The organism is Bradyrhizobium sp. USDA 376 (genome assembly GCF_054063675.1).
On record NZ_JBSSGN010000001.1, the window covers coordinates 2,159,252 to 2,173,238 of the forward strand.

Genomic DNA, 13,987 nt, shown 5'->3' on the forward strand with positions numbered 1-13,987 from the left:
CCGACGTCGAGGGCGGTGTTGGTAATTGTCCATCCTTGCAGAGCGGAGGTCTGCCGTACCTCCTCATCGCTCGCGGCGAGGATTTCCTCGCTCAGCGCTCCGAGCAGGCGGGCCAGATCGAGACTGGGGTGCTAGCGTGTCACTTACTCCAGTTTTGTTGATGGCGCAGCAGGGTGCGCCGCATCCGCCGTCGCGTCGTGTCGTAGTCGAGCTCGGACATATCATGGACCTTGCAGATTTCTCTGGCCGTCAGGCCATCGGCCATGCCCGCAATGATCTTCAGCGCCCGGGGATCGGCTTCGAACAGCCGATAGACGTTGGCCAACTTCTGGGCGGCGGCCAGGATCCGCTCCGGATCGGGCTCCTCATCGGCCTCGTCACCGGGCCAGCTTCTCTGGTCCGGATCATCTCGGCTCACAAGCAGCCTTTGCTCGAGCCGCGCACGCCGCCAATGGTCGTTGCAGATACTGCGCATGACACCCGACAGAAACGCAAGAATGGGTACGTCTGGCGGCCAGGGGCGCGAGCCGTCGAGAACGCGTGCGATCGCCTCGTGGAGGATGTCGTTCCAGCCAACTCCTCCCGGCAGCATGCGTGTTTTTGTTGAGGCTCGCACAATCGTGACGACCTCGAGGCTGCAGTCGTAGGCGGGAAGTCAGCTACCGTAAGAATCGCAATTCCTGAATAATATCAGGGCAAGCCTCACAAATCCGAGGCTCTCTTTTTGCCGCGGTAATTGCCTATGGTGTTCGGAGACGGTGACCCCGATTGCGCTGCGGATCTGGCGCATCGATTTGTGGACGGCATCGAGGAAGGCTCGACTGGCGTTCTCCATCAACGATCTGCGACCTGAACCGCGTGCGGCAGGGCCTTTGCCGCAGCTTCGCCATATCCCCCGCCGCGATCGCGATCGTGGGATGAGGGCGAGCCGGGCTTGGATCCGGCAGCAGGGTGACGATCCGGTGCCTTTCCAGGTTACAGATGATGCTGGCGTATCAGGTCGCGAGATCTTGAGTGGCGATCATCCACTGCTCGGCGTGATATCCCCGCTGCTGTTGATCCACAAGATCGACGACGAAGTCCGCGGACTGGCAAAACTGGACGAGACCGCACGCCGCCTGATGACGGTTCCTGGTGTCGGCGTGGTGACGGCCTTAAAGATCCGACATACGATTGATGACCCATCCCACCTTCGATCGGCATCAGCCGTCGGCGCTTATCTGGACCTTACACCGCGGCGCAGTCAGCCCGGCGCAACCATTGGCAAGATCTCTCGATGGGGTGGCCGGCTTCCCCGAACCTACTTGTTTGAAGCCGCGGCCGTCCTGCTTTATCGAACGAAGAAATGGTCCTCCCTCAACGCCTGGGGCATGAAGCTCGCAAAGCGGATCGGCATGAGGAAGGCAAAGGTCGCCATTGCGCGGAAGATCGCCATAGTTCTTCACTGCATCTGGGTCAATGGCACATCGTTCGACTGGGGTCAGGCGAAGGAAGCCTGACCCGGTTTGTCAGCTCCTGGTACGGTCCGCCGAACTAGCGATGTCCCGCTGGGACGGTGCTTGTGACGACCTCGTTCATTCATTCGGCTGGTGGCGGCTCGACCGTACTCCGCTGCAGACGTTGAGGCGTCCGCCCCGGACCTCATCATGAGGTGCTGCGCGACCTCGGAAAGGACCATGATCTCAGCGATGGCATCCGCAGGTCCAGGGCGCGTGCAATGCTTGGCCGACGATCATGTATCAGCTGCGCTCGCACCATCTCCACAACCCCGGCCAACGGCGCGAGCGCTACCGTCGTGCCGCAGGCGAATCCAGAAGGATTGCTTGACATTGAACTGCAAATTAAAGGGCCGAATGATAGTATTGCGCTAGGAAGCCGTCGATAGCACTGGGGGCCGGCGCGCCTGCCAGCCTTACTTACCTGGCATAGAGAACTCGTCCCGACCGGTGAGCCGCTTCTCGTAAAAGATCACCGCATATCCGTCCAGTATCCCTTCTCTGCGGCGAACATAGCCAGTGCTCTCATAGAGTCTTTGAGCCCCTACCTGGATCGTTGTCGTGTCGAGCACGATCTGCTTGAATTCCAGCGCAACGGCTCGCGATTCCAACTCACGAAGAATCCGTCTTCCAAGCCCCCGTCGTTGAAAGGAGGGATGGACCCGCATGCGCTTCAATTCTACGACGTCATTGTCAAGCGGTTTCAAGCCACCCATGGCAGCGAAATCGGAACCGATATGCGCAACCATGAAGTCGCCGCCTGACTTGATGTAGACCTCCCCGATATTCCGTAGATCATCGCCCCATGTCCCTTCCGGACTACATACACCAACATCCTGCGACGCGGTTGTATGCAGATGCCAGACATTATCGGTGTCCGCTGGCGCGAACCGACGAAAGATCACTTCGTCCTTAGACATCTATGATACTTTATCCTTTGGCATCGGACGCCGGTGCTCCGACACGATCCCGGGTTCTTCCGAGCAGATACTAATCCTCGGCCTACGGAGGCAGTGTCAATAGCCGCTGGCAAAGCACGACCTCAATACTCTCCGACGCCTCAACTCCGACAAGTGGTCGACCTGGCTCAACCGTGTGCTTCAGGGCCGCACGACGATGCATCCGGGTAAATCGGTCCAGCGCGCAAACACAGGCCTCGTGTAGTCTCTCGATTTCACGGCCGCCGCGCTCGACCACGGGCGAAATGGTTGCAGACCTTGGAAAGTCCGCTTTCCCTTCGAGCCAGGCTGGCTTGAGCCATGCATCCCTGTTGTCTGGCGACAGCCAACAGAACACCTTGCCAATGCTCGTCTGCGGATAGTATTCGGACAGCCGATATAGATCCCAATAAAATTGAGGTTTTTGACGAAATAGCTCTTCGCCGACCAGCAAAACCGAGACCGCGACAACGCGAGCCGAGAAACGGCCGCTTGGACCAAGCGTATTCCTATAAGGATTTTTTCCGTAGAACGCGCGAAACTGGCTGAACAGTTCTGGCGACATATGGTCCTCGAAACGCGTCAAAACATCTTGTGCGGACTCAAGCCGCGCCACGCATTGCGTAAGACATCGAGAAGCATCCGCGCCACCTAAGTCTCGCAAGTCGAGCAGCGCATCCATTGCTGACTGCAATTCGCTCTCGATCAGTTGATGGCCGGCGCAAAAATCACGCTCCTCGACGCCAACTGCGCCAAGGCAATACAGGCGGGGGTCGCTCTGTACCGGATTCGTAAGGATCATGTCTTCGTAGGAGAGGACACCAACGCTAGGCTGACGCTGGCACGTCAAGCTCGCCAGGCGGCTTAATTCCGCTCCCACGGTCAATTCGGCGTCAGAAGGATCGAGGCCGGCAAAGGCCGACATCTGATAAGTGCAATTGACGAGATACTGGATGTCTGTTTTGGCTATTTCGAAATCGCACTGCGGCAGCCTCAACAGCAGCCCGCTGTAGTCTGCCTCACCAATCATTGCGTTGACGCTACGCCCGAACGCCTTTATCGCTCCATTTGGTCGTTCACTACGTTGGATCTCCGCAACACAATGCGGCAGTTGTTCGACGGTAAAGTTGCTCACTGGTCCAAGCGGACGCTTTCGTTCACTTCGATCAATGCTATCAGTTAGATGAGAAAAAATGTCCTCCGAACGGTTGGGCGACCGTTCAGGGGCGACTGGCGAACCACTATCGACCGCAGTCGGGCGCACCACCGATGTCATTGAAAGACCTCTTTCATCTGAACACTTGAGCCGTATCTCGCCGCCGGCGAGTAATCATGTTTTTCGATAAGATCCGTTCGTTTGTCTGCTATCCGACCGTCATTGTATGCGACCTGCTCAAGCACATTATTCGAGAAGAACAGCAGTGACACTGCACCCGAATTGATAGTGCCGGCATCAGTTAACGAAAGGACGCCATCCTTCGAAATGCAGATGAGTCCTGCCTCCTTCAAGGCCCTTAGCTCGCGAGCAAAGTATACTTCAAGGGATACGCCAAATTCCCGTTCGAAGCGGGAGAGCAACACGCCGCTGCTTCGCAGGGCGAACATTAACGTCCTGCGCATGAGATCATCCTGCGATAGGACGACGCCTTTCCACACCGGTTTCTCGCCCGCTTCGACCCTGGACAAGTAGCGATCCAAATCCACTTCGTTGTAGAACTGACACTCGCTCATGAAACCAAATCCGCTGACCCCAAACGGGACCAGATTATTATCGTTCCAGGAATCGTATTTTCGGGCTTGTTGAAAGGAGTGCGGTTGCGACATCTTAGTCCAATAGAAAATCGGTCCATGGCGGTAGCCGAGACTCGTGAGCATATGCTCGGCCATAAAATGCATCATGACGCGCTCCTTCGCCCCGGCGAATTGATATCGTCCGCGCGCCAAGTGACGAGCTATGGGGTCGGTCGATTTGAACATCAATGGAAATATATTGAACTTTTCAACTTCCATATCGAGGAGGCCGATCAGAGAGCCGTACCAGCTCCGGAGCGTCTGCTGCGGCAATCCGTACATCAGGTCGAGCGACAGGTTCTCGACACCCATCCCCTTCAGCAACTTTACGGTTTGCATCACCTCGTCCACACCATGCCCGCGGTTGAGTATCCGCAAAATATCTCGATCTAGAGTCTGAACACCCAGCACGAAGCGGTTTACGCCGCCTTTAAGGAGAGTAGATATGCGATCGGCAGCGTCTGCCTGCTTGGCAAGAGACGGATGTAACTCGAAACTCACCTCCGAATTGGACAAGTCAAAGCGCTTCCCAATCATACCGAACAATGCTTTGAGCTGATTGTTCGTCAAGAATGAGGGAGTGCCGCCTCCAATGAAGGCTGTCTCAATTGCGCTGCCGGCCAGCGCCGCGTCTGACCAACTCATCTCCTTATCCAGGGCCGCCAAGTAGCGTTCGACTCGTCGGGGAGGAGGATTGATCTCCTTGCCGAAGTGGCAAAAGGTGCAGTTCTGATGACAGAAGGGGATGTGGAAATAGAGGTCAATCGACGGCGCAATGCGATCCAACAATATGTCTGGATTGATCTCCCCCATGGCCTTAAGGGGGGGATATGTGCCGACCAGGTAATCGTTAAACGTGTCGAGGTGCAAATTGCGCGACCTTAACATGTCAATGTTGATGTCGTACGAGCGGTCGATCGCGAATTCCAGGGCCTCGGAATAGGTCGGCGTACTCATCTTTCGTGCTCCTTAGGATTTTGCGTTAAGGCAAAGGTGCGATGGCAGTTCTGTTCGTTCGGCGACGACGTAAGGATGTCGCTGTCGGTGCGAACATTGTGCGCGCGGCGGCGCCGACGGGCGCGAGCATTCGTCGAGAGAATGATGCGCTCCCCACAGACGTGTTGGAAGCGGAGGTGGTCTCGGCGAATTCGCTCCGAGCCACGAAGCTTTCGCGCGACCTCCCTTCGCTCCTTTCTCCGCAGCCGCCACTTTCGCAGGGCGCCAAACCTCGTTTGCCTCTTGGGCGATGCCGAGATTGCCCCTGCAGGATCCTCCGCATGCCGCATGACAGCTCCAGCCAGCCACACTGGTTCGGGCCTGCTCGGGACTAATTGAGCCGAATGGTAGGTCGATCCGATCGTCTTGAGCGTCAGCCAATTTGGATGACGGCAACGACTCCGGCGTTGCGCCCGGCAAAGTTCGGGCCGCCCCCAACTCCACGTTGTCGCGGCAATTGCACTTATTCTGATCAGTCGAGCAAGTCTCATCTAAATCCCTGGGCCGACGACGGAGAGACCGCCACGGTCGGGCGGATCGGTCACCGTGTTCCAGCAAGCGACGTGCCATCAAAGATGGGCAACGCTTGCTTGAAAACAGGCGCAAACACGCGCTCCGGACCGCGAGGAGGTGAGGCTTGCGCTTCGGTGTCCAGTCTCGAACAAAAGAGCTTGAACCAGACACACCTGTGCAGCGCCTATCGTGACTGACGGCGACTAGTCTCTCTCAATCCGACGGTCGCCATCTTCAAGGAAGGCAGCGACGACGACGAAGAGGAATTCAGGCACGTAACTTGCGCGGTTGCGGCCACCGATCCGTTGGCAGCCGGGAAGTTGACCATGAAAGACTGCGGCGCCAAGGCTGCAACCCTAAACTGCCCGATCGAAGAGGAACAGTTGCAAAGGCTCGGCTTGGGCCCGATGAGCTGATAGCTATACAGGATGACGAGATCGCTCCAATCATCCCCTGACCCGGACGCCACTAAGCGCTGCACGGCGGCATCGCGGTGGGCCTCGTGGAATCGCCCAGATAGCGATACCTTCACCCGCCTCGCAGACGATTTTCTCGGTCGTCGGGGCCATTGCCGTCAGCATCACGGCCTTCGTCCGACTCACCGGAATGGCCGCAGGCGGACCAGCCAAACACCGCTTGACGCGCGGCTGATATCGGTAGGACGGTGGGGCCGCTCCAGGCATCCAGACTGGCACCAAGCCTTCATCATCGAGCCTGCGCTAACCGCGGCTTTAGCGCCGATGGTGCGAGCTCGGAAACAGAGATCATGGAGGACACCGTGGCGACCATCAGCATCTTCCGGAAGACCGGCAACAACGAGTTGACCGGTCCGATCCGCACGCTCGCCTTCAACGTCAAGGCACGGCCCGTCTCGCATCGAGAACCCTCGGACAAGGGGGCCGGCCTGCGCTCCTGCCTTTAGCCGTTCAGCACATCCTTGAGGGCCTTGGCCGGGGCGAACGTCAGCTTCTTCGCCGCCGCGATCTTGATCGTCGCGCCAGTCGAGGGATTGCGGCCTTCGCGTTCCGGGGTGTGCTTCACCTTGAACTTGCCAAAGCCCGGCACATTGGTTTCAGCGTCGCTCGCTGCTGCATCGGCGATAGACTTGAAGACACCGTCCACGATGGCCTTGGCTTGCGCCTTTGGCAGATTGTACGCCTTGGCGATCTCGTCGGCGATTTCAGTGGCGGTGGTCATGGTGTGACGTTCCTCGGGGATGTCGGTTGCAATTGGCTGCGCGCAGCCTCGGCGCTCTAAGCATAGAGGAGCGCGCATCGCAGCCACGTCAAGACGCGGCCTGGCCGCTTGCGCGAATTATCCCATGGATTCGGCTTACGTGAGCAGCTTTCGCGAACGGGTCTGGCGCGCAAGCCGGCGATTGGCTGCATTCTTCTGGGTGATGGCCGGAGCGAACTCGTCATAATTAGTCGTCCGTTAAGAAGCCGGATTGATCGAGGCTGGCCGGGCGAGCGTGCGCCATAGCTGGGCCAGGAACAGGCACAAGAGATATCTCAGCCAGGCGAGGATGCGGCGGAAGTTGTGTCCGACGGCTGAGAGGACGACGTTGGCGGCATCGCCGGCGCGGCCTTTGAGGTAGCAGCGCCCGAGGTGGCCTTCCGCCTTCAGGTGTCCGATGATGGGCTCGATGGCGGAGCGGCGGCGCAGCTCGCGCTTGATGACACCGAAAACGCCGCGCTTCTGGCCGGAGATGAAGACGCGACGGGGATTTTGTGCGTCGTGGCCGCGGTATCCCTTGTCGACATAGGCCCGCTCGATCGGACAGCCGGTGAGTGTCTCGGTGCGGTCAATGACGTCCCGCAAGGTGTGACCGTCGTAGGGGTTGTCGGGCAGTGCGCTGGCGTGCAGCACGAACAGGCCACCGGGAGCCCGGCGGTTGTTGGTGACGATGGAGGCCTTCACGCCGAACTCGTAAGGCGCGCTGGCCTTGCCCTTGCCGATGCACTCCACTTCCGGGGCATGGAAGGAATAGAGCTTCCAGCCGCGCTGGCGCTGCTGCTGCGAGCGGATCTGCGTGGCCCGGCCGAGCGGGAGGGCGAACGCCTGCTCCAGTGCTGGCTGGCCTTCGATCTTGCGGCGGATGTCGCGGATGATCCGGCCCAGCCGGCTACGCAGGATACGCAACTGCCGCTGATGCCGCCTGAACTGTTTGGCATGGGCGTAGCGGCCGGCCATCATCGCGGCGGCCTTGGCGATGCGAGCATAGGATTGCCGCAGCCTGACGCCGTGCCTGATCGCCAGGCGGTTGAGCCCCTTGATGGCCGCATGCAGCAGCTTGGCATCGGTCGGAAAGGTGATGGCCTTCGGCTGCACCGTGGTGTCGACCGTAACCCGCTTGAGGTCCTGGCTGCGTAATGCACCGGCCTCGTGCGCTACCCGCAAGCTCTCGGCCAGCAGCAACTCCAGCTTGTCGCCAAGCCGCTTGCGCCAATGGCTCAGGTCCGAGCGCTCGTGCGGGAACGTGTGCTGAAAGAACTCTTCCCCGGTGAAGAACTGGAAGTATGGGTCATGGACCCAGCGCTCGCACACCTCCTCATCGGACAGCCCGTAAATGTGCTTGAGCAACAGCAGACCGATCATGAAGCGCGTCTCGATCCCGGGCCTGCCGTTCTCGCTGTAGAGCGGCGCGATCTCGCCGTCGATCCAGTCCCAATCGACCTTGCCGGCGAGCAGAACCAGCTCGTGCTTCATATTGATGATCTGGTCGAGCCGAGCCCGGAACAGATCGTTCGATCCCGTCGTCTTGTGCTTCTTCGGCCGCATCGTTCCCTCCGATGCAGACAAGGAATCATGCTTCCCGCTTCGAGGGAATCCACGAAAACCAAATCGCAAGGTTCTGACGCCCAAAGCATCAAAACCTTGCAATCTGGAAATGCCCCTTAGCCCAAATCGAGATTCCCGATCAGTGGCTTAGTCCTTCTTCACGGACGACTAATTAGCGCGGCTCTTTTGTAGCGCGCGTTTGGCATCGGCGAGTTCGATTTCAACGGCCAATCCAAAATGTCTTGCAGTGGCAGACTTTCGAACTCCCTGAAATCGGGATAGGGGGAAGCCTCGCGGCTCCGCCCCTCCCACACCACCGGACATACGGGTCCGTATCCGGCGGTTCAGCGGATTATGCGGGTCGCCGTGCCGCGACGGAAGCCAAGCCGAGTGAGGCAAAGAAGCCGTTTGGCAGAGCAATGGTGAGCGCGGGGCTGTTCGCGAGCCGCCAAGGGCCACGTGGGCTGCCGGCGGTTTGCGCCGCCAGATCCCGGCCGACGCCGCGGCGTCGCAACTCGGCAAAGCGAGCGGGTCCATACTTCCATTGCTTCCAGGCAACGGCGCGCAACCGTCGCCTGATCCACTGGTCAAGCACGCGCAACACCGACGGGGTTTGACAGAAGCCGAAGTAGCCGTGCCACCCAATCAGGTAGGTCGACAGTTCTTTGGCGATCTGCACGAGGCATCGACCACGCGTGCGTCGCGTGAGCTCCCGAACCTTCGCCTTGAAGCGGGCGAGTGCCTGCGGCGCGATGCGCCGCCGCGGTTCTTGCCCGCCGGTGAAGCTGAAGCCCAGGAACTTGCGAACACTCGGTTTGGCAACCGCGCTCTTCGCTTTGTTGATCTTGAGCTTGAGGCGCTTTTCGAGGAACCTCTCGACGCCAGCCAGCACCCGTTCGCCCGCCCGCTGACTGCGCACGTAGATGTTGCAGTCGTCGGCGTAACGCACGAAGCGGTGGCCGCGCTTCTCCAGTTCCTTGTCCAGCACATCCAGCATCAGGTTCGACAACAGCGGCGAGAGCGGACCGCCCTGCGGCGTGCCCTCTTCCGTCGGACTGACCAGCCCTCCTTCCAACACACCCGCATTCAGGAAGGCGCGGATGAGCTTCAGGATGCGCTTGTCAGCAACCCGCTTGGCAACCAGTCCCATCAGGATGTCGTGGTTGACCCGGTCAAAGAACTTCTCCAGGTCGATGTCCACCACGATGCTGTGGCCGGCCGCAATGTACGCCTGCGCCCGTTCCACCGCCCGATGTGCCGAGCGCCCCGGCCGAAAGCCGAAGCTCGTCTCGGCGAACGTCCTATCCCAATCCGCCTGCAGCACCTGCATCACCGCCTGCTGGATCAAGCGGTCGAGCACCGTCGGAATGCCGAGCGGCCGCAGGCCGCCCGACGCCTTCGGTATCTCCACCCGCCGCACCGGCTGTGGCTTGTAGGTGCCGTCAAGCAACTGGGCTCGGATCGCAGGCCAGTGCTCCTTCAGGTGGGCTGACAGCTCGCCGACGGTCATCCCGTCGACGCCCGCCGCGCCCTTGTTGCGCTTTACTTGCGCCAACGCTGCCTTCAGATTCTCACTCTCGACAACGTCTTCCATCGACGGTCCTGCGACCGCCGGGCGTTCGAGACAGACTTCCGCCGCACGCGCTTCAGGCTCTCGGGCGCCGGCGCTTCGGGCTTCACCCTCCGCTCCGGGGCTCAAGTTCAGCTCGACCTGATTCTTCTGCCGCATGGCTCGCACGAGATCGCCGCTCTACTGACCACTTCCACCGTTCAGGCCTTCAGCGGCGCGCTGCCGCCTACTACGCCCTCGGCTGACTTCTGCGCTGCGGTCAGGCCGTCTTGCGACGGTCTCAGTCTCGTTGCCGAGACACAGCGCAGACCTCCCGAGGTAAGACCGACCGCCTTCACCGCACGCCCGCCGAATTTACCACCCCGACCTTTGATGACCTTGGACTTCGCGATCAATTGCTCGCTCGTCCGGCCGGGTAGGCCTCGTTATCCGGTGTTTGTCCATCGGGCCGCGGCTTTGCTCCACGCTTTCTTCAGACCCCACCTCACGATGACGCCCTTGCGCTTCGCTAATCCTTCGCCGCCATCAGGCTGGATAGAGGACTTCCACCTCCAAGCTGTCGCTCATACTCGGCACACAACGAAAAACCCCGGCATGAAAGCCGGGGCCCCGTGATGCCACGGCGTACATCCGGCCGTGACGATCAGGCGACAGATTGCATTTGGTTCTTAAAGAAAATGTGACCTTTTGCGGCCGTCGCTCTTGAATGTCGCGCCAATCAATCGCGATCACACACTGTTCCATCCGCGCGTTCACCCTGTCCGGTATAAGATATCCGTGTCACGAAGGGTATTCGTGAGGTTACGTCGAGCCCGCCACCGACGCCGGCACGGCGTCACGTATGGAATCGTCCAGATGGCGATGCCTTCACCGACTTCGTACACAATATCTGCGGCCGTCTGCACGATTGCCGTCAGCACCACGGCGTTCATCCACTTCACGGGCTGACCGCGCCCTAGCCAACAGGGCAGATCTTGCCGCGGAGCTGCTAGCGTCACACCGAAGGGGCTGGACTGGATCAGGCACCCCGAGTGCTCGCGGTCCTCGTCTTTGAAGCTGGACTGAGAGCGACCTAAGCGTCGAGGCTCGACCGATCATCGCAGACAGGCAGGTTCGTGGCGGTCATTGTGAGGGGCATCGACCAAGCGGCGGCGGATCACAGACACGGCCAACGACTCTCGTGAGCGCGGCGTGTTGCCGAGGCTTGATCGCGGAAGCGGAGATTCGCAATCGCCGGGTCAGAGAGCCAATCACCATTGAGTTCGTTGGGCCGGGCTCTCGGTATAGCGCGACGATCTGGGTGGGAAGACGTATTGCCTCACATATCGATGCTCCCGGGCGCGATCAGTTGCCTCATTTATTTTGCTCCTGGCCTGAGTTGAGGAGGAGGCCGGGTGCGGAGATGGCCGGGGTTTCGGAGCGCCCGGCCTCCTCCGCTGGCACCTCGCACGTCATTGGGGTGTTGTGACCTCATGCCCTGGCGGCATTTTTTCTGAAGCAAACAGCAGCGCATTCGCTTGCTCGCTGCGCCAGGATTTCAACCGACGTTGAAGGGTTCGAAGAAGCTTGTTCGGATAGTCTCCAGGATATTCCACCTGCAGGCGCGAGAGCAGTTCGCTGCCGGTCCGCCAAGGCTCGGCTTCAAACCATTTTCTCAAATCTGACGTTGCCCGGATAAGCGGATCGGGACGACGCCGGCCCCTTTTAGCCTTCACGATTGGCCGATCCGTCGGGCGCGTGGCGCCGTCCTTCCAGGCCGTTCGCAGGCTTGCCAGGAAGCGATCAATCGATTGTGATGCCGCAGCAGGATGGGCGGATGGTTGGATATCCGCGAGCGCCGCGAGGCGCTCCTGCACGTCGCGGATGTCGCGCAACAACGTGACCGGATCGAGAGCGGTATAGATTTCCTGGAGATGGTGGCGGACCGCATCAGGCGTGCGGGCGTCCGCTGACAGGCGCTGGTGGGGTGTTGCCGGCGCGCTGTATGTCTTACGTACACGAGCACCGTCGCGCTGCTTGGCTAACAGTTTGAACGAAGGTTGGAAGAAGTTTACGAACAGCCGCGCTGACCGATAGAGTTCCGCCAGTAGCTTGGCCGCCTCCAGGCCTTCGAACCTACGATAGCCGACCATCCTGCGCACGACGGCGCCGTTCTTTTGCTCGACGAACGCCTGGTCATTCTTCCGGTAGGGACGGCAACGCGTGAAGACAATGTTGGCCGCCTCGCAGTAGGCCTTCAACGTCTCATTCATGAACACGGTGTCATTGTCCGTGTCGAAGCCGAGCAGCGCAAAAGGCAATTGCTTGCGCAATTCCGTCAGCACCGTGCTCACCAGCGTCTGTTCGCGCACGATCAGAGGTGCGCACTCTGTCCAGCCGGTAGCAATGTCGGTGAGCACGAGGGTCTGGATGAAGCTGCCGCGCGCAGATGGACCGCTATGCGCTACAAGGTCGGCCTCGACGAATCCCGGCGCCGGATCATTCCAATCTGCCGAAGTCCGTATTGGAATACTGCGACGCAGGGAATGCCCCGCGTGCCGCCGGCGCTTGCGACCCAATTTTTCTCGAACCCGCACCAAGGCGCGGTCGATCGTCGCAGCGCTCATCGCCAAAAGTTTGGTGCGAATCTCAGGGGCAAGGTCGAGGTGCCCGTACCGTTCCATCGCCTCAATCAGCGCGGGCATTAATGCTTTCAGTCGCTTCCCGCAGATGCGGTCTGACGCCTCCCAAAGCAGCACGAGTGCGGTGTGTTCTGCTTCATTATATATCCGACGTCGCGCCCGTCGGCCCGGATGTACGCCTTCCTGGTTTCGAAGTAGACGCATCGCATGCTTCCGATGGAATCCGGTGATGTCGACGAACTCGTCCAATATCCGCGCCTTCTTCGCGCGATCCGACCGCCGATAGCGCACGCCTGCCGCCGCCGTCAGTTCCTTCCGCGTTGCCATGCTTAGCCACCCCATCTCCGCCCCTCGCTCGTTCCCGGTCCAGGGGAGCAATTTACGTGAGGCAACGGCTTAGGATCCGGTAACAATTAAGGCGAGGCAATGCGGAATCGAGGGCGATTGTCGCCCGCCATCGGTGAAGTCGGACAGACCCAGGCGCGCAGAAGAAGACGCCGAGGGGCCGGCGCCGGTCCGATCCGCTCGCGCAGTATTGGGAGGCCGAGATCGTTCCGATCCTGAAGGCTGCGCCCGGCATCCGCGTGATCGGCGTGCTGGACGAGTTGCGCCGACGGCATCATGACCTGAACCCGAACATCCGCCGCACGCTGGAGCGGCGCATCAACGCCTGGCGGGCGCTCAACGGCGGGCTTGCAGAACGCGCTGTGGGCGCTTGGCGGCGTGCCGCGGGAGCATCGCAGCGACAGCCTGTCGGCAGCGTTCCGCAATCTGGCCGCCGACGCACGGGAGGATCTGACGCAGCGCTACGCCGGGCTGATGGGCCACTATGGCATGGCGCCAACGCGCAACAATGCGGGCATCGCACATGAGAACGGCTCGATCGAGAGCGGGGAACGCGTCTTCACGCACCAGAGCATAGCTCAACGGCTTTGGGACCAATATAGATGGGCCTCCCGCACGCGCCGTCGCCCCTACACTCTCAAACAACACTAAGAACCTTCTAGGCCGAACGAATCCGTTGGTCGGGCGGGCGGGCGGGCGAGTCTATTTGGTCGAAGAGACGTGGGAGCCGGGAGTGTCTGAAATCGTGACGCCAATCGGCCGTAAGCGGGCAATAGATTGGCTGAGCGCCAATCCGACCCGCCGTCGTGATGCGGCTGCCACTGATCGTAAGCGGGCCGAACGCCTTTTTAATGCGGCCTGATCGATCTGCAAAAGACCGAGGCTGAAATACTGGCAGGCTGAGCGGCGTTAAGTCGCTCAGTCTGGCCTATCAAT

Annotated in this window: 9 protein-coding genes and 3 pseudogenes; 3 read left to right on the top strand and 9 right to left on the bottom strand. The window is 60.2% G+C overall.

The genetic code is table 11. The features are described from left to right. Positions 1-139: 139 nt before the first annotated feature. Together ACVJ19_RS10105 and ACVJ19_RS10110 are read right to left on the bottom strand one after the other, a co-directional pair. Positions 140-592, bottom strand: a complete 453-nt coding sequence (locus tag ACVJ19_RS10105; RefSeq protein ID WP_018646330.1) for an RNA polymerase sigma factor — start codon at positions 590-592, stop codon at positions 140-142. 174 nt (positions 593-766) lie between these two features. Further along, a pseudogene (locus tag ACVJ19_RS10110) lies at positions 767-995 on the bottom strand (ISL3 family transposase); the annotation flags it as partial. 9 nt (positions 996-1,004) lie between these two features. Between ACVJ19_RS10110 and ACVJ19_RS10115 the strand changes: the two are divergent. Further along, a pseudogene (locus tag ACVJ19_RS10115) lies at positions 1,005-1,499 on the top strand (transposase); the annotation flags it as partial. A 413-nt stretch (positions 1,500-1,912) separates the two neighbouring features. Here the strand turns inward: ACVJ19_RS10115 and ACVJ19_RS10120 are convergent. The 3 genes from ACVJ19_RS10120 to ACVJ19_RS10130 all read right to left on the bottom strand — a co-directional run bounded on the left by ACVJ19_RS10120 (position 1,913) and on the right by ACVJ19_RS10130 (position 5,182). After that, entirely contained in the window at positions 1,913-2,416 is a 504-nt protein-coding gene (locus tag ACVJ19_RS10120; RefSeq protein WP_011091014.1) for a GNAT family N-acetyltransferase, read from the bottom strand. A gap of 82 nt (positions 2,417-2,498) precedes the next feature. After that, positions 2,499-3,710 (bottom strand): hypothetical protein, encoded by a 1,212-nt coding sequence (locus tag ACVJ19_RS10125; protein ID WP_011091015.1) that lies wholly within the window; start codon positions 3,708-3,710, stop codon positions 2,499-2,501. Then, positions 3,707-5,182 (bottom strand): coproporphyrinogen-III oxidase family protein, encoded by a 1,476-nt coding sequence (locus tag ACVJ19_RS10130; RefSeq protein ID WP_016842696.1) that lies wholly within the window; start codon positions 5,180-5,182, stop codon positions 3,707-3,709. The genes ACVJ19_RS10125 and ACVJ19_RS10130 overlap by 4 nt, the downstream gene beginning before the upstream one ends. A 1,318-nt stretch (positions 5,183-6,500) precedes the next feature. Between ACVJ19_RS10130 and ACVJ19_RS10135 the strand changes: the two genes are divergently transcribed. After that, entirely contained in the window at positions 6,501-6,656 is a 156-nt protein-coding gene (locus ACVJ19_RS10135; RefSeq protein WP_018646329.1) for a hypothetical protein, read from the top strand. On the opposite strand, the gene ACVJ19_RS10140 is transcribed toward ACVJ19_RS10135, so the two are convergent. The 4 genes from ACVJ19_RS10140 to ACVJ19_RS10155 all read right to left on the bottom strand — a co-directional run bounded on the left by ACVJ19_RS10140 (position 6,653) and on the right by ACVJ19_RS10155 (position 13,048). Beyond that, positions 6,653-6,931, bottom strand: coding sequence for an HU family DNA-binding protein (locus tag ACVJ19_RS10140; RefSeq protein ID WP_011091019.1), 279 nt, complete (start codon positions 6,929-6,931; stop codon positions 6,653-6,655). The two genes, ACVJ19_RS10135 and ACVJ19_RS10140, sit on opposite strands and share 4 nt — an antisense overlap. A gap of 237 nt (positions 6,932-7,168) precedes the next feature. Then, a complete protein-coding gene (locus ACVJ19_RS10145; protein ID WP_011084757.1) occupies positions 7,169-8,515 on the bottom strand; it encodes an IS5-like element ISBj5_B family transposase in 1,347 nt (448 codons plus the stop codon). 352 nt (positions 8,516-8,867) lie between these two features. Then, a complete protein-coding gene (ltrA, locus tag ACVJ19_RS10150) occupies positions 8,868-10,244 on the bottom strand; it encodes a group II intron reverse transcriptase/maturase (protein ID WP_028144467.1) in 1,377 nt (458 codons plus the stop codon). Positions 10,245-11,536: 1,292 nt separating this feature from the next. Next, positions 11,537-13,048 (bottom strand): ISNCY-like element ISBj12 family transposase, encoded by a 1,512-nt coding sequence (locus tag ACVJ19_RS10155; protein ID WP_011084703.1) that lies wholly within the window; start codon positions 13,046-13,048, stop codon positions 11,537-11,539. 140 nt (positions 13,049-13,188) lie between these two features. Here ACVJ19_RS10155 and ACVJ19_RS10160 point away from each other — a divergent pair. Further along, positions 13,189-13,597, top strand: a pseudogene (locus tag ACVJ19_RS10160) (IS21 family transposase); the annotation flags it as partial. Between the last annotated feature and the right edge of the window lie 390 nt (positions 13,598-13,987).

Bases quoted from the DNA above. Each gene is read 5' to 3' on its own strand.
- ACVJ19_RS10105 (WP_018646330.1), bottom strand. From the start codon at position 592: ATGCTGCCGGGAGGAGTTGGCTGGAACGACATCCTCCACGAGGCGATC.
- ACVJ19_RS10120 (WP_011091014.1), bottom strand. From the start codon at position 2,416: ATGTCTAAGGACGAAGTGATCTTTCGTCGGTTCGCGCCAGCGGACACC.
- ACVJ19_RS10125 (WP_011091015.1), bottom strand. From the start codon at position 3,710: ATGACATCGGTGGTGCGCCCGACTGCGGTCGATAGTGGTTCGCCAGTC.
- ACVJ19_RS10130 (WP_016842696.1), bottom strand. From the start codon at position 5,182: ATGAGTACGCCGACCTATTCCGAGGCCCTGGAATTCGCGATCGACCGC.
- ACVJ19_RS10135 (WP_018646329.1), top strand. From the start codon at position 6,501: ATGGAGGACACCGTGGCGACCATCAGCATCTTCCGGAAGACCGGCAAC.
- ACVJ19_RS10140 (WP_011091019.1), bottom strand. From the start codon at position 6,931: ATGACCACCGCCACTGAAATCGCCGACGAGATCGCCAAGGCGTACAAT.
- ACVJ19_RS10145 (WP_011084757.1), bottom strand. From the start codon at position 8,515: ATGCGGCCGAAGAAGCACAAGACGACGGGATCGAACGATCTGTTCCGG.
- ltrA (WP_028144467.1), bottom strand. From the start codon at position 10,244: ATGCGGCAGAAGAATCAGGTCGAGCTGAACTTGAGCCCCGGAGCGGAG.
- ACVJ19_RS10155 (WP_011084703.1), bottom strand. From the start codon at position 13,048: ATGGGGTGGCTAAGCATGGCAACGCGGAAGGAACTGACGGCGGCGGCA.